The 23,756-nt window shown below is 71.5% G+C and carries 21 protein-coding genes and 1 riboswitch; of the genes, 20 read left to right on the forward strand and 1 reads right to left on the reverse strand.

The window, feature by feature from the left end:
* Positions 1-126 precede the first annotated feature (126 nt).
* The 20 genes from L3Q67_RS22665 to L3Q67_RS22760 all read left to right on the forward strand — a co-directional run bounded on the left by L3Q67_RS22665 (position 127) and on the right by L3Q67_RS22760 (position 22,680).
* Entirely contained in the window at positions 127-1,392 is a 1,266-nt protein-coding gene (locus tag L3Q67_RS22665; RefSeq protein WP_499191364.1) for an NAD(P)/FAD-dependent oxidoreductase, read from the forward strand.
* Positions 1,386-2,120, forward strand: coding sequence for a DUF1365 domain-containing protein (locus L3Q67_RS22670; protein ID WP_499191619.1), 735 nt, complete (start codon positions 1,386-1,388; stop codon positions 2,118-2,120). The genes L3Q67_RS22665 and L3Q67_RS22670 overlap by 7 nt, the downstream gene beginning before the upstream one ends.
* Entirely contained in the window at positions 2,113-2,727 is a 615-nt protein-coding gene (gene sigK / locus L3Q67_RS22675; protein WP_499191365.1) for a sigma-70 family RNA polymerase sigma factor, read from the forward strand. The genes L3Q67_RS22670 and sigK overlap by 8 nt, the downstream gene beginning before the upstream one ends.
* Complete coding sequence (locus L3Q67_RS22680; protein WP_499191366.1) at positions 2,724-3,485, forward strand: anti-sigma factor; 762 nt, start codon at positions 2,724-2,726, stop codon at positions 3,483-3,485. The genes sigK and L3Q67_RS22680 overlap by 4 nt, the downstream gene beginning before the upstream one ends.
* A 219-nt stretch (positions 3,486-3,704) precedes the next feature.
* The gene (gene ftsZ / locus L3Q67_RS22685) at positions 3,705-5,024 is read left to right on the forward strand and encodes a cell division protein FtsZ (RefSeq protein ID WP_499191367.1); all 1,320 of its coding nucleotides are present in this window, start codon (positions 3,705-3,707) and stop codon (positions 5,022-5,024) included.
* 9 nt (positions 5,025-5,033) lie between these two features.
* Positions 5,034-5,741 (forward strand): purine nucleoside phosphorylase YfiH/LACC1 family protein, encoded by a 708-nt coding sequence (pgeF, locus tag L3Q67_RS22690; protein WP_499191368.1) that lies wholly within the window; start codon positions 5,034-5,036, stop codon positions 5,739-5,741.
* Complete coding sequence (locus L3Q67_RS22695; protein ID WP_499191369.1) at positions 5,738-6,478, forward strand: YggS family pyridoxal phosphate enzyme; 741 nt, start codon at positions 5,738-5,740, stop codon at positions 6,476-6,478. Before pgeF ends, L3Q67_RS22695 begins: the two co-directional genes overlap by 4 nt.
* Positions 6,479-6,593: 115 nt before the next feature.
* Positions 6,594-7,253, forward strand: coding sequence for a cell division protein SepF (locus L3Q67_RS22700; protein WP_499191370.1), 660 nt, complete (start codon positions 6,594-6,596; stop codon positions 7,251-7,253).
* 148 nt (positions 7,254-7,401) lie between these two features.
* On the forward strand, positions 7,402-7,686 hold the full coding sequence (locus tag L3Q67_RS22705) for a YggT family protein (protein ID WP_113693163.1): 285 nt from the start codon (positions 7,402-7,404) through the stop codon (positions 7,684-7,686).
* 48 nt (positions 7,687-7,734) lie between these two features.
* Entirely contained in the window at positions 7,735-8,595 is an 861-nt protein-coding gene (gene wag31 / locus L3Q67_RS22710; RefSeq protein ID WP_499191371.1) for a DivIVA domain-containing protein, read from the forward strand.
* A gap of 88 nt (positions 8,596-8,683) precedes the next feature.
* Positions 8,684-9,346 carry a hypothetical protein gene (locus tag L3Q67_RS22715; protein WP_499191372.1) on the forward strand — a complete coding sequence of 221 codons (663 nt, stop codon included), beginning with the start codon at positions 8,684-8,686 and terminating at the stop codon, positions 9,344-9,346.
* Between the two features lie 512 nt (positions 9,347-9,858).
* Entirely contained in the window at positions 9,859-13,023 is a 3,165-nt protein-coding gene (gene ileS / locus L3Q67_RS22720) for an isoleucine--tRNA ligase (RefSeq protein WP_499191373.1), read from the forward strand.
* A 230-nt stretch (positions 13,024-13,253) separates the two neighbouring features.
* A complete protein-coding gene (locus L3Q67_RS22725) occupies positions 13,254-14,840 on the forward strand; it encodes a penicillin-binding protein (protein WP_499191374.1) in 1,587 nt (528 codons plus the stop codon).
* 215 nt (positions 14,841-15,055) lie between these two features.
* On the forward strand, positions 15,056-16,534 hold the full coding sequence (locus L3Q67_RS22730; RefSeq protein ID WP_499191375.1) for a potassium/proton antiporter: 1,479 nt from the start codon (positions 15,056-15,058) through the stop codon (positions 16,532-16,534).
* 128 nt (positions 16,535-16,662) lie between these two features.
* Complete coding sequence (locus L3Q67_RS22735; protein ID WP_499191376.1) at positions 16,663-17,331, forward strand: M23 family metallopeptidase; 669 nt, start codon at positions 16,663-16,665, stop codon at positions 17,329-17,331.
* 64 nt (positions 17,332-17,395) lie between these two features.
* Positions 17,396-17,510, forward strand: a riboswitch (SAM riboswitch).
* Positions 17,511-17,547: 37 nt separating this feature from the next.
* Positions 17,548-18,924 (forward strand): aminotransferase class V-fold PLP-dependent enzyme, encoded by a 1,377-nt coding sequence (locus L3Q67_RS22740; protein WP_499191377.1) that lies wholly within the window; start codon positions 17,548-17,550, stop codon positions 18,922-18,924.
* A gap of 39 nt (positions 18,925-18,963) precedes the next feature.
* Entirely contained in the window at positions 18,964-20,388 is a 1,425-nt protein-coding gene (locus L3Q67_RS22745; protein ID WP_499191378.1) for a pyridoxal phosphate-dependent decarboxylase family protein, read from the forward strand.
* A gap of 15 nt (positions 20,389-20,403) precedes the next feature.
* Positions 20,404-21,192, forward strand: a complete 789-nt coding sequence (locus L3Q67_RS22750; RefSeq protein ID WP_499191379.1) for a hypothetical protein — start codon at positions 20,404-20,406, stop codon at positions 21,190-21,192.
* A complete protein-coding gene (lspA, locus tag L3Q67_RS22755) occupies positions 21,167-21,760 on the forward strand; it encodes a signal peptidase II (RefSeq protein ID WP_499191380.1) in 594 nt (197 codons plus the stop codon). The genes L3Q67_RS22750 and lspA overlap by 26 nt, the downstream gene beginning before the upstream one ends.
* A complete protein-coding gene (locus L3Q67_RS22760; RefSeq protein ID WP_499191381.1) occupies positions 21,757-22,680 on the forward strand; it encodes an RluA family pseudouridine synthase in 924 nt (307 codons plus the stop codon). The genes lspA and L3Q67_RS22760 overlap by 4 nt, the downstream gene beginning before the upstream one ends.
* A 17-nt stretch (positions 22,681-22,697) precedes the next feature.
* Here L3Q67_RS22760 and L3Q67_RS22765 read toward each other — a convergent pair whose 3' ends face one another.
* Entirely contained in the window at positions 22,698-23,678 is a 981-nt protein-coding gene (locus tag L3Q67_RS22765) for an Lrp/AsnC family transcriptional regulator (RefSeq protein WP_499191382.1), read from the reverse strand.
* Positions 23,679-23,756 lie beyond the last annotated feature (78 nt).

A 23,756-nucleotide genomic window follows, 5' to 3' on the forward strand; every position in this document is an offset into this window, starting at 1 on the left:
GCCGGAACCCTCCGGATGGCCCAGCGGGCGGATGGTCGTGCCGGGTCTCGGTGTGTGGGGTATTCGCACGGGACACCGGTGTGGATTGGTACCAATCCAGCGGGGCCCCGGCCTCGAATGACCGGTGTGCAGATCACTGGAGAACGAGTCGGCGTCATCGGCAGCGGTGTGGCCGGCCTGACCGCCGCCTACCTGCTGCAACGCCGCTATGACGTAGTGCTGTTCGAGGCCGACGAACGACTCGGCGGGCACGCGCACACGCACGACGTCGCCGGCGCCCGTGGCACGATCGGCGTGGACTCCGGGTTCATCGTGCACAACGAACGCACCTACCCGACCCTGCTGAAGCTGTTCGGCGAGCTGGGTGTGCGGACCCAGCCCACCGAGATGTCGATGAGCATCCGCTGCGACGGCTGCGGTCTCGAGTACGCCGGGGCGAAAGGCCTGCCCGGGTTGTTCGCCCAGCGGCGGAACCTGCGCAATCCGCGGTACCTGCGGATGCTCGCCGAGGTCAAGCGGTTCCACCGGCACGCGGAGCGGGTGCTGCGCTCGCCGGACGCCGGGGACGTGACCATCGGCGCCTTCCTCGCCATCGGCGGGTATTCGCGGTACTTCGTCGACCACTTCCTGCTGCCGCTGGTGGCCACCGTCTGGTCCGCCGACCGCACCGGCACGCTGCGGTACCCGGCGCCGTACCTGTTCGCCTTCCTGCGCAACCACGGCATGCTCTCGGTGTCCGGCTCGCCGTCCTGGCGGACGGTGACCGGGGGCTCCCGCGAATACGTCGACCTCGCGGTGAAGCAGCTGACCGCGGTCCACCTGTCCACGCCGATCCGCTCGGTGCGCCGCACGACCGCCGGGGTCGAACTGCGCGACGACGCCGACACCGTGCACCGGGTGGACAAGGTGGTCGTAGCCACCCACGCCGACCAGGCGCTCGGCCTGCTCGACCAGCCGACCGACGCCGAACGCGACGTGCTCGGCGCGTTCGGCTACTCGCGCAACGAGGCCTGGCTGCACACCGGACCGGGCGTGCTGCCGCGCACGCCGGGTGCCCGCGCGTCCTGGAACCACTCCGCGCCCGCCTGCGGTGCCGACCACGGCGCGGTGCAGGTCAGCTACGACATGAACCGGCTGATGCGCCTGGACGAGCCGGAGGGCTACGTGGTCACCCTGAACCCGTCGAAGGGAATCCCGGAGGCCCAGGTGCTCGCGAAGATGACCTACGAGCACCCGATCTACACGCCGGAGTCGGTCCGCGCGCAACGCCGCCTGCCCGAGTTGAACGACGGGGTCGTCGCCTACGCCGGCGCCTACCACGGCTGGGGCTTCCACGAGGACGGCTGCGCGTCCGGGACCCGCGCCGCCGAATCGCTGGGGGTGCGCTGGTGACCGCCGCGCTGTACGACGCCACGGTCGCGCACGTGCGACGGATCGATCCGCCGCTGACCTTCGCGCACCGGCTGTACCTGTGGCTGGTCGACGTGGACGAGCCACCCCGGCTGCCTGCCTGGCTGCGGCCGTTCGCCCGGTTCGACGGCCGGGACCACTTCACGCCGGGCGCCCCGGGCACCATCCGCGAGAAGCTGGACGCGTGGCTGGCCACGCGCGGGATCGACCTGGACGGCGGCCGGGTGGTCATGCTGGCCAGTGCGCGGGTACTGGGGTACGCGTTCAACCCGATCACGCTCTACTGGTGCCACCGCCCGGACGGCGAGCCGGCCTGCGTGGTCGCCGAAGTGCACAACACCTACCGCGGGCGGCACGCCTACCTGCTGCACCCCGACGCGCGGGGTGTCGCGACCGCGGCGAAGGAGTTCTTCGTCTCGCCGTTCCAGACCGGCGACGGCGAGTACCGCATGTCCGTGCCCGAGCCGGATTCGCTGCTGTCCGTCTCGGTGGTGCTCCACCAGGCGGGCTCGATCCCGCTTTCCGCCACCCTCCGCGGGGTGCGTCGCGCCGCCGGTGCCGGTGACCTGGTCCGTATGCTGCTGGTCCGGCCGTTCGTCCCCCAGCGCGTGACCGCGCTGATCCGGCGGCACGGGGCAGGCCTGTGGTTGCGCCGCGCCCCGATGCCCGAGGTGGCTCCCGCCGACCGACTCGGAGGACTCAATGGATGAGACGGCCCCGCGTCGCCCCGGTGACCAGCTCCGGCCGGTACCCGCGCACCCCGAAGACGACCCGACCACCGAGGAACTGCTGGTGCGCGTGGCCAAGGGGGACGAGCGCGCGTTCGAGCAGGTCTACGAACGGCTCGCCGGGCCCATCCTCGGCCTGGTCCGCCGGGTGGTGCGCGACGGCGCGCAGTCCGAGGAGGTGGCACAGGAGGTGCTGGTCGAGCTGTGGCGCACCGCGCCGCGGTACTCACCGGACCGCGGCAGCGCGCTGAACTGGGCGCTGACCCTGGCGCACCGCCGCGCGGTGGACCGCGTGCGCTCCGCCCGCGCGAGCACCGAACGCGAGGTCAAGGCCACCTTCGAGGCGAGCAGGGGCCGTCCGTTCGACGAGGTGGCCGAATCGGTCACCGCGAGCTGGGAACGCCAGCAGGTGCGCCGCTGCCTCGGCCACCTGACCGAACTGCAGCGCGAATCCGTGCTGCTCGCCTACTACCAGGGCTACACCTACCGCGAAGTGGCCGAAGTGCTGTCCACCCCGCAGGGGACGGTCAAAACCCGGCTTCGCGACGGGCTGATCCGGCTGCGGGACTGCTTGGGGGTGACCGCATGACCTCGCCGGACATGCACACGCTGGCCGGGGCCTACGCCCTCGACGCGCTGGACGACGTCGAACGCGAACGCTTCCGCAGGCACCTGACCGAATGCCCGTCGTGCGCGCAGGAGGTGCGTGAACTGCAGGCGACCGCCGCGCGCCTGGGTGCCGCGGTCGCCGAGGACCCGCCGCCGGGGATGAAGGCCGAGGTGCTGGCCTCGGTCCGGGCCACCCGCCAGGAACCACCGTCGGCCGGTGGCGGCCGGGGCGGCCGGTCCCGGCGTGGCGGGGGAGCGCCGCGCTGGGTCGTCTTCCTGGCCACCGCCGCGGCGGTGGTCGGCCTGGCGCTCGGCGGGGTCTTCGGCGGCCTCGCGCTGCGCACGCAGGGCGAACTGGACGCCGCGCGGCAGCAGGCGGCCGAGGCGAGCGCCAAGTACGCGCCGATGGGGGAGCTGCTCGCCTCACCCGATGTGGTGACCGTGCACGATCCCGGCGGTCACGGCACCGTGGTCATGTCCCCGCGCCTGGACAAGGCCGCGTTCATGGCCTCGAACCTGCCCGCCCGCACGCCGGACCAGGAGTACCAGGTGTGGCTGATGCACGCCGACGGCCAGGTGCGTTCGATGGGCCTGGTGCCGGGCGGGACGGCCCCGGGGTCGGTACTCACCGCACAGGGCCTGGCCGGGGTGGCCAAGATCGGCGTCACGGTGGAGCCGCTCGGCGGCTCCCCGGTACCGACGTCGGCACCCCTGCTGACCATCTCCATGGCGGCTTGACACGTTCCACACACGAAGGCGTTGCTGGCAAAGAGATCGCCCCCCGTGCGGCGTGGCTCCTGGATTCCTGGCCTGCGGCTCCCTAGCGTGCTGGACAACGTCGGTAGTTGACATAACTCTAAGCCTCGACTAGAGGTCAAGGGTTTCGGGCGGGGAGGTCCGAGGGGACGACCGCCGGCGGGGCAACACGCACAGTCACGATCAGGAAGGCGGATCCCGATGACGCCCCCGCACAACTACCTCGCGGTGATCAAGGTCGTCGGCATCGGTGGCGGCGGCGTCAACGCCGTGAACCGGATGATCGAGGTCGGCCTCAAGGGTGTCGAGTTCATCGCGGTGAACACCGACGCGCAGGCGCTGCTCATGTCCGATGCCGACGTCAAGCTCGACATCGGCCGAGAACTCACCCGGGGCCTCGGCGCCGGGGCGGCCCCGGAGGTCGGCCAGCGCGCCGCCGAGGACCACCGGGAAGAGATCGAAGAGGTCATCAAGGGCGCCGACATGGTGTTCGTGACCGCCGGCGAGGGCGGTGGCACCGGCACCGGTGGCGCGCCCGTGGTGGCGCAGATCGCCCGCAAGCTCGGCGCGCTGACCATCGGCGTGGTCACCCGGCCGTTCTCCTTCGAGGGCAAGCGCCGCGGCAAGCAGGCCGAGGACGGCATCCAGGCGCTGCGCAACGAGTGCGACACGCTGATCGTCATCCCGAACGACCGGCTGCTCCAGCTCGGCGACATCGGCGTCTCGCTGATGGACGCCTTCCGCTCGGCCGACGAGGTGCTGCTCTCCGGTGTGCAGGGCATCACCGACCTGATCACCACGCCCGGCCTGATCAACCTGGACTTCGCCGACGTCAAGAGCGTGATGTCCGGGGCGGGCAGCGCGTTGATGGGAATAGGGAGTGCTCGCGGTGAAGGCCGCGCGGTGCAGGCCGCCGAGAAGGCGATCAACTCGCCGCTGCTCGAGGCGTCGATGGACGGGGCGCACGGCGCCCTGCTGTCCATCGCCGGTGGCTCCGACCTCGGCCTGTTCGAGATCAACGAGGCCGCCTCGCTGGTCCAGGAGTCCGCGCACCCGGACGCCAACATCATCTTCGGCACGATCATCGACGACTCGCTCGGCGACGAGGTCCGGATCACCGTGATCGCGGCCGGGTTCGACGCCGGCGCGCCCACGCACAAGAAGCTCGACCCGTCCGCGGTCGGCTCGCGCAGCACCACCGTGTCCGCCGAAGCGGGCCAGGTCGGTGGCTCGGGTGGGTCCTCGCTGCCGTCGGCTTCGTCGTCGCGGCAGGGTGTGCCGTCGCCGGGGCAGCGGTCGCAGCCGCCCGCCGCCGGTGGCGACCGGCTCACCGGTGGCTTCAGCGGCGGCACCGGCTCGATCTCCGGCGGCCTGCCGCAGCCGGGCGCGAGTCGTCCGGGTTACCCGACCCCGCGCACCACCGCGCAGAGCACCCAGGGCAACCTGCCCGGTCGCGCCGTGCCGGTCACCGACGACCCCAGCGACGACGAAGTGGACGTTCCGCCCTTCATGCGCCGCTAGGCTGATCCGGTGCGTATTCGGAGGGTCGTCACGACCAGGGCGGGCGGTGCCTCGCGGGCCCCGTACGAAAGCTTCAACCTCGGTGACCACGTCGGTGACGACGAAGCGGCGGTGGCGGCCAACCGCCGCCGCCTGGCCGCGGAACTCGGCCTCGCCGAGGGTGACCTGGCGTGGATGGAGCAGGTGCACGGCCGCACGGTGACCGTGGTCGACGAACCGGGCGGCCCGCCGGCCGAGGCCACCGACGCGCTGGTCACCGCGCGCCAGGGCGTCGCCCTGGTGGCGCTGGTCGCCGACTGCGTGCCGGTGCTGCTCGGCGATCCCGAGAACGGGGTCGTGGCCGCGGTGCACGCGGGCCGGGTCGGCGCCAGGGTGGGCGTGGTCCCGGCCGCGCTCGACGCGATGAAGTCCGCCGGCGCCGAACCGGACCGGGTCGAGGCTCTGCTCGGCCCGGCGATCTGCGGTGAGTGCTACGAGGTGCCGAAGGCGATGGCCGACGACGTCGAGGCGCACCTGCCCGGCAGCGCCTGCAAGAGCCGCAACGGCAACCCCGGCCTGGACCTGCGGGCGGGGTTGTGGCGTCAGCTGACCGACGCGGGCATCGCCAAGATCGGCGTCGACCCGCGCTGCACCGCCGAGGACCGGACGCTGTTCAGCTTCCGCCGCGACGGCACCACCGGCAGGCTCGCCGCGATCACCTGGGTCGAGGCCGGATGAGCACCGACCGCCAGGCCGAACTGGCCGAGTCGCTGGAGCTCGTCCGCGAGCAGATCCGGGAGGGTTGCCGGGCCGCCGGGCGAGACCCCGCCGAAGTCCGCCTACTCGCCGTGACGAAGACGTTCCCCGCCGTGGACGCGGCCCTGCTGACCGATCTCGGCGTGACCGATCTCGCGGAGAACCGCGATCAGGAGGCGGGCGCGAAGGCCGCCGAGGTGTCCTCGATGCGCCCGGACGTCCGCGCGCGCTGGCACATGGTCGGCAGGCTCCAGCGGAACAAGGCGCGCTCGGTGGTCCGCTGGGCCGACGAGGTGCAGTCGGTGGACTCCATCCGGCTCGCCGAGGCGCTCGGGAAGGCCGTCCGGGCCGCCAAGGAGCGCGGCGAACGTGACCATCCTCTCGATGTCCTCGTCCAGGTCAGCCTGGACGACGAGGAAACCGCCCGCGCCCGTGGCGGCTGCCCGCTGCCGGAACTCCCCGCACTGGCGGAAAACCTCACCCAGTCGGGTGATTTGCGGCTTCGCGGGCTGATGGCCGTGGCCCCACTGGGTACCGATGCCGGAGAGGCCTTCTCCCGCCTTGCGGCAGCCAGGGAAAAGTTCCTTGAAGACCACCCCGGCGCCGTGGAACTCTCTGCGGGGATGAGCGGTGATCTTGAACAAGCCATCGCGTGCGGCTCCACCTGTGTGCGTGTCGGAACCGCGTTGCTCGGACGGCGAGGTTTAGCCTCACCGTAGTGAAAACTCCGAGCGGCGTCGGTTTCGGTGACGCAGGGTAGTGGGTGAGGGCGCTGGCGTGGCTTTTCGGGCGTGAGTGGCCGCGAGGGTCGAAGAGGGCAGGGAGGCACACCGCATGAGCGCGCTGCAGAAGCTGAAGGCGTACTTCGGCATGGTCCCGGCCGACAGCGACGGCTACGACGGGTACGACAGCTACGACGGCGACTACCGGCGTGAAGGCTCCCGTGACGCTCGAGACGCCCGTGACCGCGACTACGACTACGCCGACGACGGCGACGAGTACGAAGCCTACGAGGAGCCGGCCGCGCCGCCTGTGCGCACCCGGTCGAGGGGGCGTTACCGCGCGATGGACGAGTTCGAAGACGAACCACGCCCGCGGAGCCGCGTGCCCGCCGCCACCCCGGCGGTGCAGGGCGCGCTCGCGGTCGACCGGCCCGATCCGGTGGCCCGGCTGCGGCCGGTGCCGGAGCAGTCGCGGGTGCCCAGCCGTGATCCGCTGAGCCGGATCACCACGCTGCACCCGACCAGCTACGCCGAGGCCAGGGCGATCGGGGAGCATTACCGCGACGGCATCCCGGTGATCATCAACCTGACCGAGATGGACAACGCCGACGCCAAGCGGCTGGTGGACTTCTCGGCCGGGCTGGCGTTCGCCCTGCGCGGGTCGATGGACAAGGTCACCAACAAGGTGTTCTTGCTCTCACCGCCCGATGTGGACGTGACCGCCGAGGACCGCCGCCGGATCGCCGAAGGCGGGCTCTTCCTCCGCAACTGAAAGCGCTTCGGGACCAGGGGTATCGGCCGGGTGGCCGGTACCCCTGGTCCGCGTTCCCCGGTGTTGTACGGTGTTGTGCGCCACGCCGATCCGGCCCAGGTCAGCCCGCTGCCCGCGCGCCGGGGCACGGGTGTGGCAGAGTGGAGACGTGCAAGCGGTCTGGATCGTCCTCTACTACGTGCTGTTCGCGTTTTGGCTCCTGCTTACAGCACGAGTCGTGGTCGAACTCGTGCGCGCCTTCGCGCGCGAGTGGCGCCCCGCCGGAGGGGTTGCGGTGACGCTGGAGACCATCTACACAGTTACGGACCCGCCGGTCCGATTGGTCCGGCGGATCATCCCGATGGTGCGGATTGGCGGCGTCGGACTGGACTTATCGATTATGGTGCTGCTGTTGGTTGTGTTCATACTGATGCAACTGGCGTATCCAGGGTGATCGGGGACCCTGGTGACCTGCAGGCCATGGAGTGCGTGAGGTGATCTGATGTCGTTGACCCCCGCTGACGTGCACAACGTCGCGTTCAGCAAGCCGCCCATAGGCAAACGGGGCTACAACGAGGACGAGGTGGACGCGTTCCTCGACCTGGTGGAGACCGAACTCGCCCGGCTCATCGAGGACAATAACGAGCTGCGCCAGCAGGTCGAGCAACTCGATGCAGAGCTGGAATCGACCCGTGGCGAGTTGGAGACCGCGCGGTCCGCCGGACCGGTGGGCAACGTGCCACCGCCCGCGCCGGTACGCGAGGAACCCCGGCGGCTGGCACCCGTACCGCCGCCCAGCGCGATGGAGCAGACCCAGGCGCACGGCATGGGCCCCGACAACGGGGAACCCAACGTGCAGGCCGCGAAGGTGCTGGGCCTGGCGCAGGAAATGGCCGACCGGCTCACGGCCGAGGCCAAGACCGAATCCGACGGCATGCTGGCCGAGGCCAGGACCAAGTCGGAGCAGCTGCTCTCGGACGCGCGGGCGAAGTCGGACTCGATGGTCAACGAGGCGCGCACGCGTGCCGAGACCATGCTGAACGACGCTCGCACCAGGGCGGAGACCCTGGAGCGGCAGGCGCGCGACAAGGCGACCACGGTCGAACGCGAGTCGCAGCGCAAGTACACCGAGACGATGAACAGCCTGAACTCCGAGAAGAACACGCTGAACAAGCGGATCGAAGAGCTGCGGACCATCGAGCGGGAGTACCGCACGAGGCTGCGTGGGTTCCTCGAGTCGCAGCTGCGTGAGCTGGACGACCGCGGCTCGGCCGCTCCGGCCTCGCCGGGTGCGAACCAGTCCGCCAGCGGTTCCAGCAGCGGACAGGGCTACTCGTTCGGCCCACGCGCCGAAGCGGGCTGAGCTACACGTTCGAGTGAACCGACGGCTCCGACCTTCCTGCCGGGAGGGTCGGGGCCGTTTCGGCATGTCGTCCGTGTTGTAATTCACCGTGCTCTACGTCGTCCTGGTGCTGGTGCTGGTAGCTGCGGGTCTGGTTGTCGCGGGTCTGATCACCGCGAACACCCTGTGGGCCTGGGTCTCGGTGGGCGTGTCCGTGCTGGCGGGGCTGGTCATGCTGGCCGAATGGCTGCGACGCCGGAAACGAGCGGCGGCTGCCGCCGGGAAACCCACTGTCGCGGCCGAGGACGAAGCCGAAGACGACGAGAAGCTGAAAGCCGAACTGAACCCCGACACGGTCGAGGGTGAGGTCGCCGGCGAGCTTCCGCTGGACGAGCCCGCTGAAAAGCCTGCTGCCGAGCCCGTCACCGAGCCCGCGGCGACGGAGCCGACCGCCGTCCTGCCCGCCGCCGACGACGAGCAGCCGGAAGAGCCCGCTCCCGCCGCTGTCGCCGATTCGGGCGACCCGGGCGACCCGGGCGAAGAGGACACGGACGCCGCCGACCTGTTGATCGTCGCCGAACTGGACGTCGAAGTCCTGGTCGTCGACGAATACCCGCGCTACCACCTCGCCGAGTGCGCCTGGCTGACCGACCGGGAAACCATCCCCATCGCCGTCGCCGAAGCCAGGGACCTGGGTTTCACCCCCTGCTCCCGCTGCACCCCCGACACCCACCTGGCCGCCACCCACCGCGAGACCACCAAAACCCCCTGACCACCGCGCCCCGGCCCACCCGAACGTCGAACTCGGGTGCCTGAAGGTGGATCTCGCGTGCCTGAACGTGGATTTCGCGTGCGTGAGTGTGGGGTTCGGGTGCGTGAGTGTGGGGTTCGTGGGGGCGGGCTGGCGGGTGAGTTCTGCACTCAGGCAGCTGAGTTCCACATTGGGGTAGGCGAGTTCTGCGTTCGTGCAGCTGAGTTCGACACTCGGGTGTGCGCCGATAGCAGGGGAGCGTGGTTCGGCGGAGGTGACCTCCTCGGAATCGGGTTGCGTGGCCGGGTTAACCTGGAAGAACACAGGCGTTGATCCGGCCATCACCGGGGAGCTTCCGGAAGAACGGGCTCGCGGGTCCCAGTAGAACCGGACGGGTGCGGCCCGTGACAGCCGTCGAACGAGCGGCCCGTGCTTCGCGCGCGGGCAAGCGGGGTGGTACCGCGGAACGCGGCCGAAACCGGCCGGGCTTCGTCCCCGTACTACGGGACCACTGACACCGCGAGGAGCGCTCGATGTACCCCAAGGCCGAGGCTGGTGAACCGACCGGTCAGGTGCCGTCCCAGCCGTCCTTCCCGGCGCTGGAGAAGGACGTGCTGGCCTACTGGGAGGCCGACCGGACCTTCCAGGCGACCGTGGACGCCCGCGACCCCGGCAAGAACGGCGCCAACGAGTACGTCTTCTACGACGGCCCGCCCTTCGCCAACGGCCTGCCGCACTACGGGCACCTGCTGACCGGGTACGTCAAGGACATCGTGCCGCGCTTCCAGACCATGCGCGGCAAGCACGTGGAGCGCCGCTTCGGCTGGGACACCCACGGCCTGCCCGCCGAGCTCGAGGCCGAGCGGCAGCTCGGCATCACCGACAAGTCGCAGATCGACGAGATGGGCGTGGCCGCGTTCAACGACGCGTGCCGCGAGTCGGTGCTGCGCTACACCGGCGAGTGGCGCGACTACGTCACCCGCCAGGCGCGCTGGGTCGACTTCGACAACGACTACAAGACGCTCGACGTCACCTACATGGAGTCGGTGATCTGGGCGTTCAAGCAGCTGTGGGACAAGGGCCTGGTCTACGAGGGCTACCGCGTGCTGCCCTACTGCTGGCGCGACGAGACCCCGCTGTCCAACCACGAGCTGCGGATGGACGACGACGTCTACGCCAGCCGCCAGGACCCGGCGGTCACCGTCGGCTTCCGGCTCGAGGGCAACGGCACCGACCTGGACGGCGCGTACCTGCTGATCTGGACCACCACGCCGTGGACGCTGCCGTCGAACCTGGCCACCGCGGTGCACCCCGAGGTCGCCTACGTGCTCGTTTCCTCCGGCGACCAGCGCTTCGTGCTCGCCGAGGCCCGTGTCGGCGCCTACGCCAAGGAGCTCGGCGAGGCGCCGGAGGTGCTGGCGCGGTTCACCGGTGCCGAGCTGCTCGGCACCCGGTACGCGCCGCCCTTCCCGTACTTCGTCGGCCAGGAGAACGCCCACCGCGTGCTCGCCGCCGACTACGTGACCACCGAGGACGGCACCGGCGTGGTGCACATCGCGCCCGCCTACGGTGAAGAGGACAAGGTGGTCACCGACGCGGCCGGGATCACCCCGGTCACCCCGGTGGACTCGAAGGGCCGGTTCACCGCCGAGGTCTCCGACTACGACGGCCAGCAGGTGTTCGACGCCAACCCGAACATCATCAAGGACCTCAAGAACGGCACCGGTTCGGCCGGGCGCCAGGGCGCGGTGCTGCTGCGCCACGAGACCTACGAGCACCCGTACCCGCACTGCTGGCGCTGCCGGAACCCGCTGATCTACCGCGCGGTCTCGTCGTGGTTCGTCGCGGTGACCGAGTTCAAGGACCGGATGGTCGAGCTGAACCAGCAGATCACCTGGTACCCGGAGCACGTCAAGGACGGCCAGTTCGGCAAGTGGCTGGAGAACGCGCGCGACTGGTCGATCTCGCGCAACCGGTACTGGGGCACGCCGATCCCGGTGTGGCAGTCGGACGACCCCGGCTACCCGCGCACCGACGTCTACGGCTCGCTCGACGAGCTGGAGCGCGACTTCGGCGTGCGGCTGGACAACCTGCACCGGCCCTACATCGACGAGCTGACCCGGCCGAACCCGGACGACCCGACCGGCAAGTCCACCATGCGCCGGGTGGCCGACGTGCTCGACGTGTGGTTCGACTCGGGCTCGATGCCGTACGCCCAGGTGCACTACCCGTTCGAGAACGCCGAGTGGTTCGAGCACCACTACCCGAGCGACTTCATCGTCGAGTACATGGGCCAGACGCGCGGGTGGTTCTACCTGCTGCACGTGCTGGCCACCGCGTTGTTCGACCGGCCGGCCTTCCGCACCTGCGTCTCGCACGGCATCGTGCTGGGCTCGGACGGGCAGAAGATGTCGAAGTCGCTGCGGAACTACCCGGACGTCAACGAGGTGTTCGACCGGGACGGCTCCGACGCGATGCGCTGGTACCTGATGGCCAGCCCGATCCTGCGCGGCGGCAACCTGGTCGTGACGGACAAGGGCATCCGCGACGCGGTGCGCCAGGCGGTGCTCCCGCTGTGGAACTCGTACTACTTCCTGGCGCTCTACGCCAACGCCGAGGGCACCGGGGGCCGGTGGCGCACCGACTCGAAGCACGTGCTCGACCGGTACGTGCTGGCCAAGACGCACGAGCTGGTGACCGACGTGGAGGCGGCGCTCGAGGTCAGCGACATCGCCGGTGCCTGCGCCACCACGCGCGAGTTCCTCGAGGTGCTGACCAACTGGTACGTGCGCCGCTCGCGCGACCGGTTCTGGGCAGGCGAGCAGGACGCGGTGGACACCCTGCACACCGTGCTGGAGGTGACCTGCCGGGTGCTGGCGCCGCTGCTGCCGCTGACCACGGAGGCGGTGTGGCGCGGGCTGACCGGTGGCCGCTCGGTGCACCTGGCCGACTGGCCGGGCACCACCGAGCTGCCCGCGGACGCCGCGCTGGTCACCGCGATGGACCGGGTGCGGCAGGTGTGCTCGTCGGCGCTGTCCCTGCGCAAGGCGAACAAGCTGCGCGTGCGGCTGCCGCTGGCGAAGCTGCTGGTGGCCGCCGAGGACGTGGAGGCGCTGCGCCCGTTCACCGACATCATCCGCGACGAGGTCAACGTCAAGTCGGTCGAGCTGACCGGGGACGTGGCCGCGCACGGCGGGTTCGAGGTGGCGGTGAACGCGCGGGCCGCCGGGCCGCGGCTGGGCAAGGACGTGCAGCGGGTGATCAAGGCGGTCAAGGCGGGCGAGTGGTCCACTTCGGACACCGGCGCGCTGGTCGCGGCCGGGATCGAGCTGCTGGACACCGAGTACGACCGCAAGCTGGTGGCCAAGGACCCCGGCGCGGCGGCCGAGCTGCCCGCCGGGTCCGGGCTGGTGCTGCTGGACACCGCGGTGACGCCGGAACTGGCGGCCGAAGGCCTCGCGCGTGACCTGGTGCGCGTGGTGCAGCAGGCGCGCCGGGACACCGGGCTCGAGGTGGCCGACCGCATCGAGCTGACCGTCGACGCACCCGCCGAGGTGACCGAGGCGGTGCGGGCGCACGAGGAGTTCGTCGCGGGGGAGACCCTGGCGGTGGCGGTGGCCTACGGCGATGTGCCCGACGGCTCCACCGGGACCGTCGGCGACGGGGTCAAGGTGACCGTGGCGGTGCGCAAGAGCTGAGAGGGGGCCCGTGAGTGGCGGTGGGGATTTGGCGGGGACCGGAGGCCACCGCCACTCACGGGCCGAGCGTGACAGCTCGTATGTTGTTGATCACAACAAATCGACTGCGTCCATGACACCGCGTTCCCAGTGGTCTGGACAAGCGGCCATTCGGGCTAACGAGCCGAACGGTCGTTCCCGGCACCTATGCTCGATGGGCGCGATCGCGCCGCGAGCTGGGGAGAAGTGCGTTGACGCCTGCTGCCAAACGCTGGGTTCTGGTGGTCGCTTCGGTGGCCGTGGTCGGCATCGTGGCGGCCGCCGTGGTGTTCCTGTCCCGGGGCGATGAGCCGGCACCCGCGTCCGCCACTGCTCCGATCGTGGAGGGACCTCGGGAAATCGGCACGCGGTACCTCGCCGCGCTGTCCGGCGGGGACCAGCGCGCGGCCGCGAACCTGACCGACGACCCGGCCGCCGCGCTCGCGGTGCTCGACGCCGTGCGGGCCGGGCTGAACGCCGAGCGGCTGACGGCGAAGCTCGGCGAGCAGGACCCCGGCGGTTCCTCGGCGAAGGTCCGGTTCGACTGGCAGCTCGGCGCGGGCGAGTGGGGTTACGACAGCGCGATCGAATTCGCGCAACGGGACGGCAGGTGGCTGGTCCACTGGGCGCCTGCGCAAATCCACCCCGAGCTCACCGCGGACCGGCGGCTCGCGTTCAAGGGCGCAGAAGGCAGCCCGGTGCTGACCGACCGCGACGGCAAGCCGATGTTCGTCCGCGAGGGCAACGGGACCAAACCGGCGGACGGCGTGCGGGTCGACCCGCTCACCTCGCGCCTCGCCAAGCACGCCGCCGACAACGCCCCGGCGGCCTGGTCGGTCGAACTCCGCGACGCTGCGGGCACCACGCTGAAGAAGCTCGGCGGCGCGGAGGGGGTGGCCGCCGAGCCGCTCGGGTCCACGCTGAGCAGCGGGATGCAGCGGGCGGCACAGCAGGCGGTCGACTCCGCGGGCGGCCCGGCGATGCTGGTGGCGATCCAGCCCTCGACCGGGCAGGTGCTGGCGATGGCGCAGAACGCGGCCGCCGGTGACCAGCCCAAGGCGGTGTCCGGGCTCTACCCGCCGGGGTCGACGTTCAAGGTCGTCACCGCCGCCGCGGCCCTGGAGGCAGGCACCGGGCCGGACACCGTGCTCGACTGCCCCGGTGAAGCGCGGATCGGCACGCGCACCATCCCGAACGACGACCGGTTCTCGCTCCCGCCGTCCCCGCTGCACACCGCCTTCGCCCGCTCGTGCAACACCACCTTCGCGCGGCTCGCCGCGGACCTGCCCGCCGGCGCGCTGGCCGGGGCGGCGAACCGGTTCGGCCTGAACGCCGACTTCGACGTCCCCGGCATCGCCACCGAGGCGGGCAAGGTGGAGCCGTACGACGAGCAGGCCCAGCGCGTCGAGGCGGGGATCGGGCAGGGTGAGGTGCTGGCCAGCCCGTTCGGTGTGGCGCTGATGACGGCGACGGTGGCCAGTGGCGAAGCGCTCACGCCGTCGCTGTGGCGGACCGGCGAGACCGGGCTGATCACCGGCTACGAAGCGCCGGACGCGAGCGTGCTCGGGCCGCTGCGGGTGATGATGCGCGAGGTGGTCACCGAGGGCACCGCGCGCGAGCTCGCCCGGTACGGCGAGTTGCGCGGCAAGACCGGCACCGCCCAGTTCGGCGACGGCCGCGGCGCGCACGGCTGGTTCACCGGGTACCGCGGTGACCTCGCCTTCGCGGTGCTGGTGGAGAACGCCGGGTCGTCGGGACCGGCGCTGAAGGTGAGCGGGCGGTTCCTCGGCGGCGCCTGACGTGGCGGTCGCTTGTGGAAGCGTTGGCGGACAACGGTTCCCGCTGATTTGGCTGCGCGAAGCCGATATTCACCGAAAGCGCCGGGAACCTGCCGGGTGTCAACCATTCGGACGAATCCGGGCTCGGTCATTTTCTGTTGCGCCGCACCGATGTCACCGGGCGAACGCGCGTTCACTATTGTTGACCGCGATCAGGTGACGAGGGGAGGCGGCGGATGGACCAGCTCCCGCTCGTTCTCGGTGCCGGTGCGGCGGTCCTGCTCGTTTCCGTGCTCGCGGTGCGGGTTTCCATCCGGCTCGGGCTGCCATCGCTGCTGCTCTACCTGGGAATCGGCGTCCTGATCGGCGAAGCCGGGCTCGGCCTGGAGTTCGACGACGCCACGCTCACCCAGTCGCTCGGCCTCGCCGCACTGGTGATGATCCTCACCGAGGGCGGGCTGACCACGCGCTGGCAGACGGTCAAACCCGCGTTGTGGCCGGGAATCGCACTGTCCACTGTGGGCGTTGCGGTGAGCGTCGCGATCACCGGCGCGGCACTGCACTGGCTGCTCGGCCTGGACTGGCGGATGGCGCTGCTCTGGGGTGCCGTGCTCGCCTCGACCGACGCCGCCGCGGTGTTCTCCGTGCTGCGCTCGGCGGGCATCGGCAAGCGGCTGGTCGGCACGCTGGAGGTGGAGTCGGGCATCAACGACGCGCCCGCCTACATCGCCGTGGTGGTGCTGGCCGGCGGAACCACTGTGGACTGGACGCTGCCCCTGCTGGTGCTCTACGAACTGGGCGCGGGCCTGGTGATCGGGCTGGCGCTGGGCTGGCTGGGCGCGCTGGCCCTGCGCAAGGCGGCGCTGCCGGCCACCGGCCTGTACCCGGTGGCCACCGTCGCGGTCTGCGTGGTCGCCTATTCGAGCGGGCAGCTCGCGCACGCCTCCGGCCTGCTCGCCACCTACGTCGCCGGGGTGGTGCTCGGCAACTCCCGCCTGCCGCACCGGTCCGACACGCTGTCCTTCGCCGAAGGGCTCGGCTGGCTGGCCCAGATCGGGTTGTTCGTGCTGCTCGGCCTGTTCGCCTCGCCGGGCAGGCTGCTGGAGAGCCTGGTCCCCGGCCTGGTGGCCGGTGCCGTGGTGCTGCTGCTGGCACGCCCGGCGTCGGTGCTGCTCTCCGCGCTGCCGTTCCGGCTGCCGTGGCGAGAACAGGTGTTCCTGTCCTGGGCCGGATTGCGCGGGGCGGTGCCGATCGTGCTGGCGATGATCCCGCTCGCCCAGGGCGTGCCGGGCGCGCAGAAGCTGGTGGACGCGGTGTTCGTGCTGGTCATCGTGCTGACCCTGCTGCAGGGCGCGACGCTGACCCCGCTCGGCCGGTGGCTCGGGTTGTCCGACTCGACCGAGGCCAAGGAGATCCAGGTCGACGCCGCGCCGCTGGACGAGCTCGGCGCCGAACTGCTCCAGGTGCGCATCCAGCGCGGGTCGCGGATGCACGGCGTCTACGTCTCCGAGCTGCGGCTGCCCTCGGGGGCGTCGGTGAGCCTGGTGGTCCGCGACGGCAAGTCGTTCACCCCGCAGGCCACCAGCCGGTTGCAGGAGCTGGACCAGCTGCTCGTGGTCACCACCGAAGAGGCGCGCACCACGGCCGAGCGCCGGCTGCGTGCCATCGACCGGGCGGGCAGGCTGGCCCGCTGGCGGGGCGAATCCGGCACGTAGAATGTGACTTGCGTCACAGTCGGCATACTCTTTTGCGCTTCGTGTACTCCGAATGCGGCCAAATGGCCTACATTTCACCCGCCTCTATTAGCCCGAAAGGCTGATAGCCAGTGCAAGGAGTACGAAGCGTGGCTGACTTCCGCAACCTGCGCGGCCTGGCCGCCGCCGCGGTGCTGACCGCTGGTTCCCTGCTGGCCCCACCCGCCTCGGCCGCCGGTCCCTTCCCGGCCTTCACCCTGCCGTTCGCCTCCGGGCAGGAGGTCACCTCGGCGGGTGTCCACGCCGACAACAAGGCCGCCGAGGTCAAGAACGCGATCGACCTCAGCCCGCACGACGAGGTGGTGCGGGCGCCCCTCGCGGGGACCGTGCGGTTGCAGCACTGCGACGAAGGCGACTGGGTGACCGTCGACCACGAGGGTGGCTGGCGCACCGGCTACTACCACCTCGAAGAGATCGCGGTCCGGGACGGGCAGGCCGTCGAGGTGGGCACCCCGCTCGGCAAGAGCGGCAACGCGCTGCCCTGCGGCGGCACCAGCACCGGGGCCCACGTGCACTTCACCCTGTGGACGCTGCCGACGAACGCTCGTGACGCGCTCGAGTCCGGCGAGTGGGACGGCTTGAGCTACGAGCAGGTCCACGGCGAGTTCGCCGACGCGCACGGGGAACCCGTGGACGGCAAGGTTTTCGGCGGCTGGCGCTTCGACGAGGGCGAAGGGGAGTACAGCGGGGTCGCCACGCACGTCGCCGACGGCCAGGTGGTCGAACTCCCCGGCCGGTTCCGGTACGAAGCGGAGTGATCGCCCTCTCACCCACTGGGCGGCCCTGGCGCGGGCGCCGCCCAGTGGGTTACCTTTTTCCGTAGGTCATGAGTGCCAGCGTCAAGCCCCGGCTCGCTGGCCGGCAACCCTCCAACCGCGGTGGGGTGCCCCGGGTGAGGACCTGGCTCGTCACGAGGTGTGGCGGGCAAGCGCGGATCTCCTCGGTCGGAGGTCCCGACCTCGAGGAGGCCTCCCATGACGATCGCCCACCCGTCGCCCGCCGCCACCCTCAACGGAGCTGCGCGCTGTTCTGCTTTCGAACGCACCGCCTTGGTCCCGTCCGTCGCCGGTGCGGAACTGTCCGTGCCGCTGGTGACCGGGACGAGCATCGGGTACGCGAACCTCGACCACGCCGCGAGCGCGCCCTGCCTGCAGCGGGTCCGCACCGCCGTGGACGAGTTCCTGCCCTGGTACGCCAGCGTGCACCGCGGAGCCGGGTTCGCGTCTCAGGTGTCCACCAAGATCTACGAGCGCACCCGTGGGGTGCTGCGGCGCTTCGTCGGTGCCCGTTCGTCGGACGCGGTGGTCTTCACCCGCAACACCACCGATTCGTTCAACCTGCTGGCGAAGTGCCTGCCGCGTGAGACTTCCGTGGTGCTGTTCGACACCGAGCACCACGCGGCCCTGCTGCCGTGGCGCGGCCCTCGCGTGCACCGGATCGAACCGCCGCGCACCCGGCTCGCCGCGGTGTCCGCTGTGGACAGTGCACTGGCCGCGTGCGCCCAGGGGCCGCGGCTGGTGGTGCTCACCGGCGCGTCCAACGTGACCGGGGAACTGCTGCCGGTCGCGGAAATCGCTGCGGTGGCGCGGAAGCACGGCGCGCGGATCGCGCTGGACGCGGCACAGCTGGCGCCGCACCGGCCGATTTCCTTGCGCGAGCTGGATGTGGACTACGTGGCGCTGTCCGGGCACAAGCTGTACGCGCCGTTCGGGGCTGGCGCGTTGATCGGCCGCGCCGACTGGCTGCGCGCCGGGCAGCCGTACCTCGCCGGCGGTGGCGCCACCAAAGTGGTGCAGCGGCAGGGGAACGAGTTCGGCGTGGTGTGGAACTCCGGGCCGGAACGCCACGAAGCCGGTTCGCCGAACACGGTCGGCGTCTACGCGCTCGGCGTCGCCTGCGAGACGCTCGCGGAAAACTGGGACGCCGTCCGTCAGCACGAGGACGCGTTGCTCCGGCGGTTGCAGCGCGGGCTCGCGTCGGTGCCGGGGTTCGCGGAACTGCGTCTCTTCGACGCCGACGTCGACCGGGTCGGCACCCTCAGCTTTGTGATCGACGGCTTCGAGCCCGGCTGGCTGGCCGCGGTCCTCTCGGCCGAGTACGGGATCGGCGTGCGCGACGGCGCGTTCTGCGCGCACATCGCCACCCGCCGCCTGATCCGCGAAGCCGGTGGCGAGGGACAGCAGGCGGTACGGGTCAGCCTCGGCCTCGGCAGCACCGAGGAGCACGTCGACCGGCTGCTGCTGGCCCTGCGTCAGATCGTCGCCAGGGGAGCGCGCTGGGACTACGCCAAGCTCGACGGCCGCTGGGCGCCGACGCCGGACCCGCGTCCGCTGCCGGACTTCCTCGACTGAGGCTGGACGGGGTGGCGGCGGGCGTGATCTTCTGCGGAGATGAGCGATCCGCTGGAGGAACGTGAGTCGGCCGCCGAAGCGCTGCGGCTGGTGGCCGACGCCGCCGGGCCGTACCTGGCCTCGCTGAGTGATCGGCTGGTGCAGGATCCGGCGGCGGCGCCGCTGCTGGACGCGCTGGACGGACCGTTGCCGGAGCAGGGCGACGGCACACTGGCGAGCGTCCGCGAGTTGTTGCGCGTCGGCACCGGGGCGGCGACCCATTCCTCGGGGCCGCGATTCTTCCACTTCGTCGTCGGCGGCTCGACCCCCGCCGCGCAGGCCGGGGACTGGGTGACCAGCCTGCTCGACCAGGTGGCCGGGCTCTGGCCGAGTTCGCCGTTCGCGGCGCGGGTGGAAACCGTCGTGCTGGGGTGGCTGAAGGACTTGTTCGGCCTGCCCGCCTCCTACGGCGGTGTGCTGACGCCGAGCGCGACGCTGGCCAACCTGACCGGCCTCGCCGCCGCCCGCCACTGGTGGGCGGAGCAGCACGGCGTGGACGTCAGCGCCGACGGGCTGACCGGCCTGCCACGCCTGCCGGTGTTCTCCAGCGGTTACGTGCACCCCAGCAGCCGCAAGGCGTTGCAGATCCTCGGGTGCGGGCGCGACACCGTGCGCGTGTTCAGCCGGGACGACGCCGGCCGGGTCGACCTGGCCGCGATGGAGGCCGACCTCGCCGCGGTCGGCGGTCCCGCGGTGCTCATCGCGAACGCGGGTGAGGTGAACGCGGGCGACTTCGATCCCGTCGCCGACTTCGCGGACCTGGCCGAGAAGTACGGCGCGTGGCTGCACGTCGACGGCGCGTTCGGCTTGTTCGCGGCGCTTTCACCCCGCACCGCGCACCTCGTCCGCGGGGTGGAGCGGGCGGATTCGGTCGCCGCCGACGGGCACAAGTGGCTCAACGTCCCGTACGAGAGCGGGTTCGCCTTCGTCCGCGAACCCCGGCGCATGGCGCAGGCGTTCGCCATGCCCGACGCGGCCTACCTGCCGGTCGGCGACGAAGCCAGGATCAACTACAACTCCCTCGGGCCGGAGTCGTCCCGCCGCGCCAGGTCGCTGCCGATCTGGGCGACGCTGCGGGCGTACGGCCGTGAGGGCCACCGCGCCATGATCGAGCGCCACCACGACCTCGCGCTGCTGCTCGGCAAGCTGGTCGACGAGGCACCGGACCTGGAACCGCTCGCGCCGCCGGGGTTGAACGTGGTGTGTTTCCGCTACCGCCGCGACGGGCTCGACGACGACCGGCTGGACGAGCTGAACCGCCGTCTGGGGGCGGAACTGCTCGAAGACGGCCGGGTCTACGCTGGCACGACCGTGTACCGGGGGCGGACCGCGCTGCGGCCGGCGATCGTCAACTGGCGGACCGGCGAGACCGACATCGAGCTGCTCGTTTCGGTGGTGCGGGAGATCGGCGCCCGGCTGGACTGACTGGGAGGCGACCGCATGCGCGAACCGATCTCGGCGGGACGGCGGGACTACTGGGTCCCGCTGGTGCTGATCGGGGCGATGCTGCTCGCCGGGCTCTTCGTGCCGGAGCCGGACGTCAGCTGGTTCGCCTACGCCCCGATCGCGGAGGACGGCATCGACCAGGCCGTCACGAACCTCTACGCCTACGCCCCCGCGGACAGCGCGGTCGCCCTGCGGATCCCGCAGCCGTTCGCCGCGTTCGGCTGGTGGCCGGTCGGCGCGCTCGCGGCCTTCCTGCTGACCGTGGCGTGGTACCTCTTCCGCGCCGGGAACCGGCCGTCGCCGTGGCGGATCGCGCTGCTCGTGGTGGGCGGGAGCGCGGCGATCCTCCTGCTGTCGTCCTTCGGCGCGGCGAGCTGGAGCCTGATCGACGAGTCCGGCTTCGTCAACGCCTTCGTGCTCCCGCTGGGCGCGCTCGGGCTGTGCGGGGTGGCCTGGGCGTACTTCGGCACCGGCCGCGGCCGCCGGGTCGCGGGCTGGGTCGGCGGGGTGGTGCTCGGGCTGGTGGCGAGCATGCTCGTGGCGATGGCCCTGCCCGGCTTGGACGACCTCCTGGTTTTCGCCGCCGGCCTGCTGGTCCTCGCCTGGCTGGAGCGCAGCGTGCTGCTCGCCGCGGTCACCGTGCTGACCGTGGTCGCCTCGATCGACCTGGTGCCCATCCCGCCCGGCCTGCTCCCGGCGTCGGTCCTGCTGGCTGGGGCGATCGCCGCACTGGTCACCCGCCGTGGACAATGGCGTGGTGAGCGACCAGCCGACACCGTCTGAAGCCGAGCCGAGCGAGGGCACCGAAGTGCCCGCCGCGCCCGAGGCACCCCAGCCGAAGCGGCGGGTGGCGTTGCTCGCGGTGATCGCGGTGGTGGTGCTCGCCGCCGACCAGGTGACCAAGGCGATCGCGGTGGCCGAACTGGAGTTCGCCGAGCCGGTGCGCGTCCTCGGCGGCGCGGTCTACCTCCAGCTGATCCGCAACTCCGGGGCCGCCTTCGGCATGGCGTCGGGCATGACCTGGCTGCTGGCGCTTCTCGCCTGCGCGGTGGTGATCGCGCTGATCTGGTTCGCCAAGCGGCTGCGCTCGCCCGGCTGGGCCGTCGGCCTCGGGCTGATCCTGGCCGGCGCGCTGGGCAACCTGACCGACCGGTTCTTCCGCGCGCCGGGTGTGCTCCAGGGGCACGTGGTCGACTTCGTCTCGGTGTTCGCGCCCGACGGCGACGTGTGGCCGGTCTTCAACGTGGCCGACTCGTCGCTGTTCGTCGGCTGCGGCCTGATCATCCTGCTCTCGCTGCTGGGCAAGGACTACGACGGCAAGACGATCGAGAAGAAGGCCAAGAAATCGTGAGCGGGCGGATGCTGCCGGTCCCCGACGGCCTGGACGGGATGCGGGTCGACGCCGGGCTGGCCAAGCTGCTCGGGCTCTCCCGCACCGCGGTCGCCGACCTGGCCGCGGCCGGGGACGTGCTGCTCGACGGGTACCCGGTGGGCAAGTCCGACCGGCTCACCGCGGGCGGCCTGCTGGAGGTCACCCTCCCGGAGCCGCGGACCGTCGAGGTGGTCGCGGAGCCGGTCGATGGCATGCGGATCGTGCACGACGACGACGACATCGTGGTGATCTCGAAGCCGGTCGGCGTGGCCGTGCACCCGAGCCCCGGCTGGACCGGCCCGACCGTGGTCGGCGGGCTCGCCGCCGCCGGGCTGCGCATCTCCACCTCCGGTGCCGCCGAGCGCCAGGGCGTGGTGCACCGGCTCGACGCGGGCACCACCGGGGTGATGGTGGTGGCCAAGAGCGAGCACGCCTACACCGTGCTCAAGCGGGCGTTCAAGGAACGCACCGTGGACAAGGGCTACCACGCGCTGGTGCAGGGCCACCCGGATCCGACCAAGGGCACCATCGACGCGCCGATCGACCGGCACCCCCGGCACGACTACAAGTTCGCCGTGGTCGCCGGTGGCAGGCCGAGCGTGACGCACTACGAGGTGGTCGAGGCGTTCCGGGCGGCTTCGTTCGCGCACATCAAGCTGGAAACCGGGCGCACGCACCAGATCAGGGTGCACTTCGCGGCACTGCGCCACCCGTGCGTCGGCGACCTGACCTACGGCGCCGACCCGGTGCTGGCCAAGCGGCTGGGCCTGACCAGGCAGTGGCTGCACGCGCGGACGCTCGGGTTCGCGCACCCCGCGGACGGCCGCTGGGTGGAGTTCGAAGCGGAGTACCCGGCCGATCTGGCCGACGCGCTGGAGAAGCTGCGCGCGGAGTCCTAGGGAATCTTTGAGCCGTGTCAGTCCTCGATGGACCAGGTGAGCGAACGTTCGTCCACTTCCGGCCGGGCGTTCCAGCGCACCGAGACCACCCGCGTGGCCTCCGGTAGTACGTAGACGGTGTGCCCGCCCGCGGTTTCGCCGGGCTGCACGCCGATCCGGTGCGGTGGCCGGGAGGACAGCGAGACCGGCGCCTTGCCGATGGCCTTGCCGTCGGCGGCGATCAGCTCCAGGTAGTTGTCCGGCAGCGAGGCGAACGGGGTCTGGCCGCGGTTGGTGATCTCGGTGTGCACCACCACCGCGCGCTCACCCGGCTCCAGGCTGTAACCGGCCGCGCCGAACAGGAAGTCCGCCGGATCCTGCACCTCCAGCAGTTGCAGCGCGAGGCGTTCGCCTTCGAGACCCTGCGTTTCCAGCACCTCGCCCGCCTTGCCGGTGCGCTTGCCCGCGGGCAGCCCGGTGGACGGCGGCTGGTCGCCACGGGCCCACGACGCGCTCTGCGGCGGACCCCAGGTGCTCATCACCGGGTCGGCGGGCGGGGGTGGCATCGGCGGCCGGTGGAACTGCTGCTGATGGGGCGCCGGGGGCTGCTGCTGCGGCCGTGGCGGGGCGGGCGGTGGCTGGTAGCGGCCGGACGGCGTGCCCTGCACGGCATACGCGCCGCTCGGCAGACCCTGCACACCGGGCCGCTGCGGGGGCGGGGCGTGCACGTTGTACCGGCCGGACGGGGTGCCGGCGACGTTCTGCGGCGCCTGCTGCGGTTGCGGCTGGGCGGCGGGTGGTCGCGGCCCGGCACCGCCGACCAGCGCGGCACGCAGCCCGTTCGGATCGCTCTCCACGCCGACGAGCAACGGCAGTCCGCTGCCCGACAGCGCCACCAGCCGGTAGGCCACCTCGCGCGGGTCCATGCCGACCTTCGCGGCCAGTTCGTGCACGGCCGTCTTGCCCACCTCGGCCAGCGCGGCGAGCAGGCGGGCATCCACGGGATCGGTCACGGCCACAGCCGGTCACGCTACCGCCTCGGCCGCCCCGCGGTGTTCAGGCCCTGTCGTGTGTTCAGGCCCGCGGGCCCCGGTTCC

The organism is Saccharothrix sp. AJ9571 (genome assembly GCF_021725495.1).
Lineage (GTDB): Bacteria > Actinomycetota > Actinomycetes > Mycobacteriales > Pseudonocardiaceae > Amycolatopsis > Amycolatopsis magusensis.

What these genes read in the sequence shown, in the direction of transcription:
- wag31 (WP_499191371.1), top strand. Translation starts at nt 7,735, where the DNA reads ATGTCGTTGACCCCCGCTGACGTGCACAACGTCGCGTTCAGCAAGCCG.
- L3Q67_RS22700 (WP_499191370.1), top strand. Translation starts at nt 6,594, where the DNA reads ATGAGCGCGCTGCAGAAGCTGAAGGCGTACTTCGGCATGGTCCCGGCC.
- L3Q67_RS22730 (WP_499191375.1), top strand. Translation starts at nt 15,056, where the DNA reads ATGGACCAGCTCCCGCTCGTTCTCGGTGCCGGTGCGGCGGTCCTGCTC.
- L3Q67_RS22680 (WP_499191366.1), top strand. Translation starts at nt 2,724, where the DNA reads ATGACCTCGCCGGACATGCACACGCTGGCCGGGGCCTACGCCCTCGAC.
- L3Q67_RS22750 (WP_499191379.1), top strand. Translation starts at nt 20,404, where the DNA reads ATGCGCGAACCGATCTCGGCGGGACGGCGGGACTACTGGGTCCCGCTG.
- L3Q67_RS22695 (WP_499191369.1), top strand. Translation starts at nt 5,738, where the DNA reads ATGAGCACCGACCGCCAGGCCGAACTGGCCGAGTCGCTGGAGCTCGTC.
- L3Q67_RS22740 (WP_499191377.1), top strand. Translation starts at nt 17,548, where the DNA reads ATGACGATCGCCCACCCGTCGCCCGCCGCCACCCTCAACGGAGCTGCG.
- L3Q67_RS22745 (WP_499191378.1), top strand. Translation starts at nt 18,964, where the DNA reads ATGAGCGATCCGCTGGAGGAACGTGAGTCGGCCGCCGAAGCGCTGCGG.
- ftsZ (WP_499191367.1), top strand. Translation starts at nt 3,705, where the DNA reads ATGACGCCCCCGCACAACTACCTCGCGGTGATCAAGGTCGTCGGCATC.
- sigK (WP_499191365.1), top strand. Translation starts at nt 2,113, where the DNA reads ATGGATGAGACGGCCCCGCGTCGCCCCGGTGACCAGCTCCGGCCGGTA.
- ileS (WP_499191373.1), top strand. Translation starts at nt 9,859, where the DNA reads ATGTACCCCAAGGCCGAGGCTGGTGAACCGACCGGTCAGGTGCCGTCC.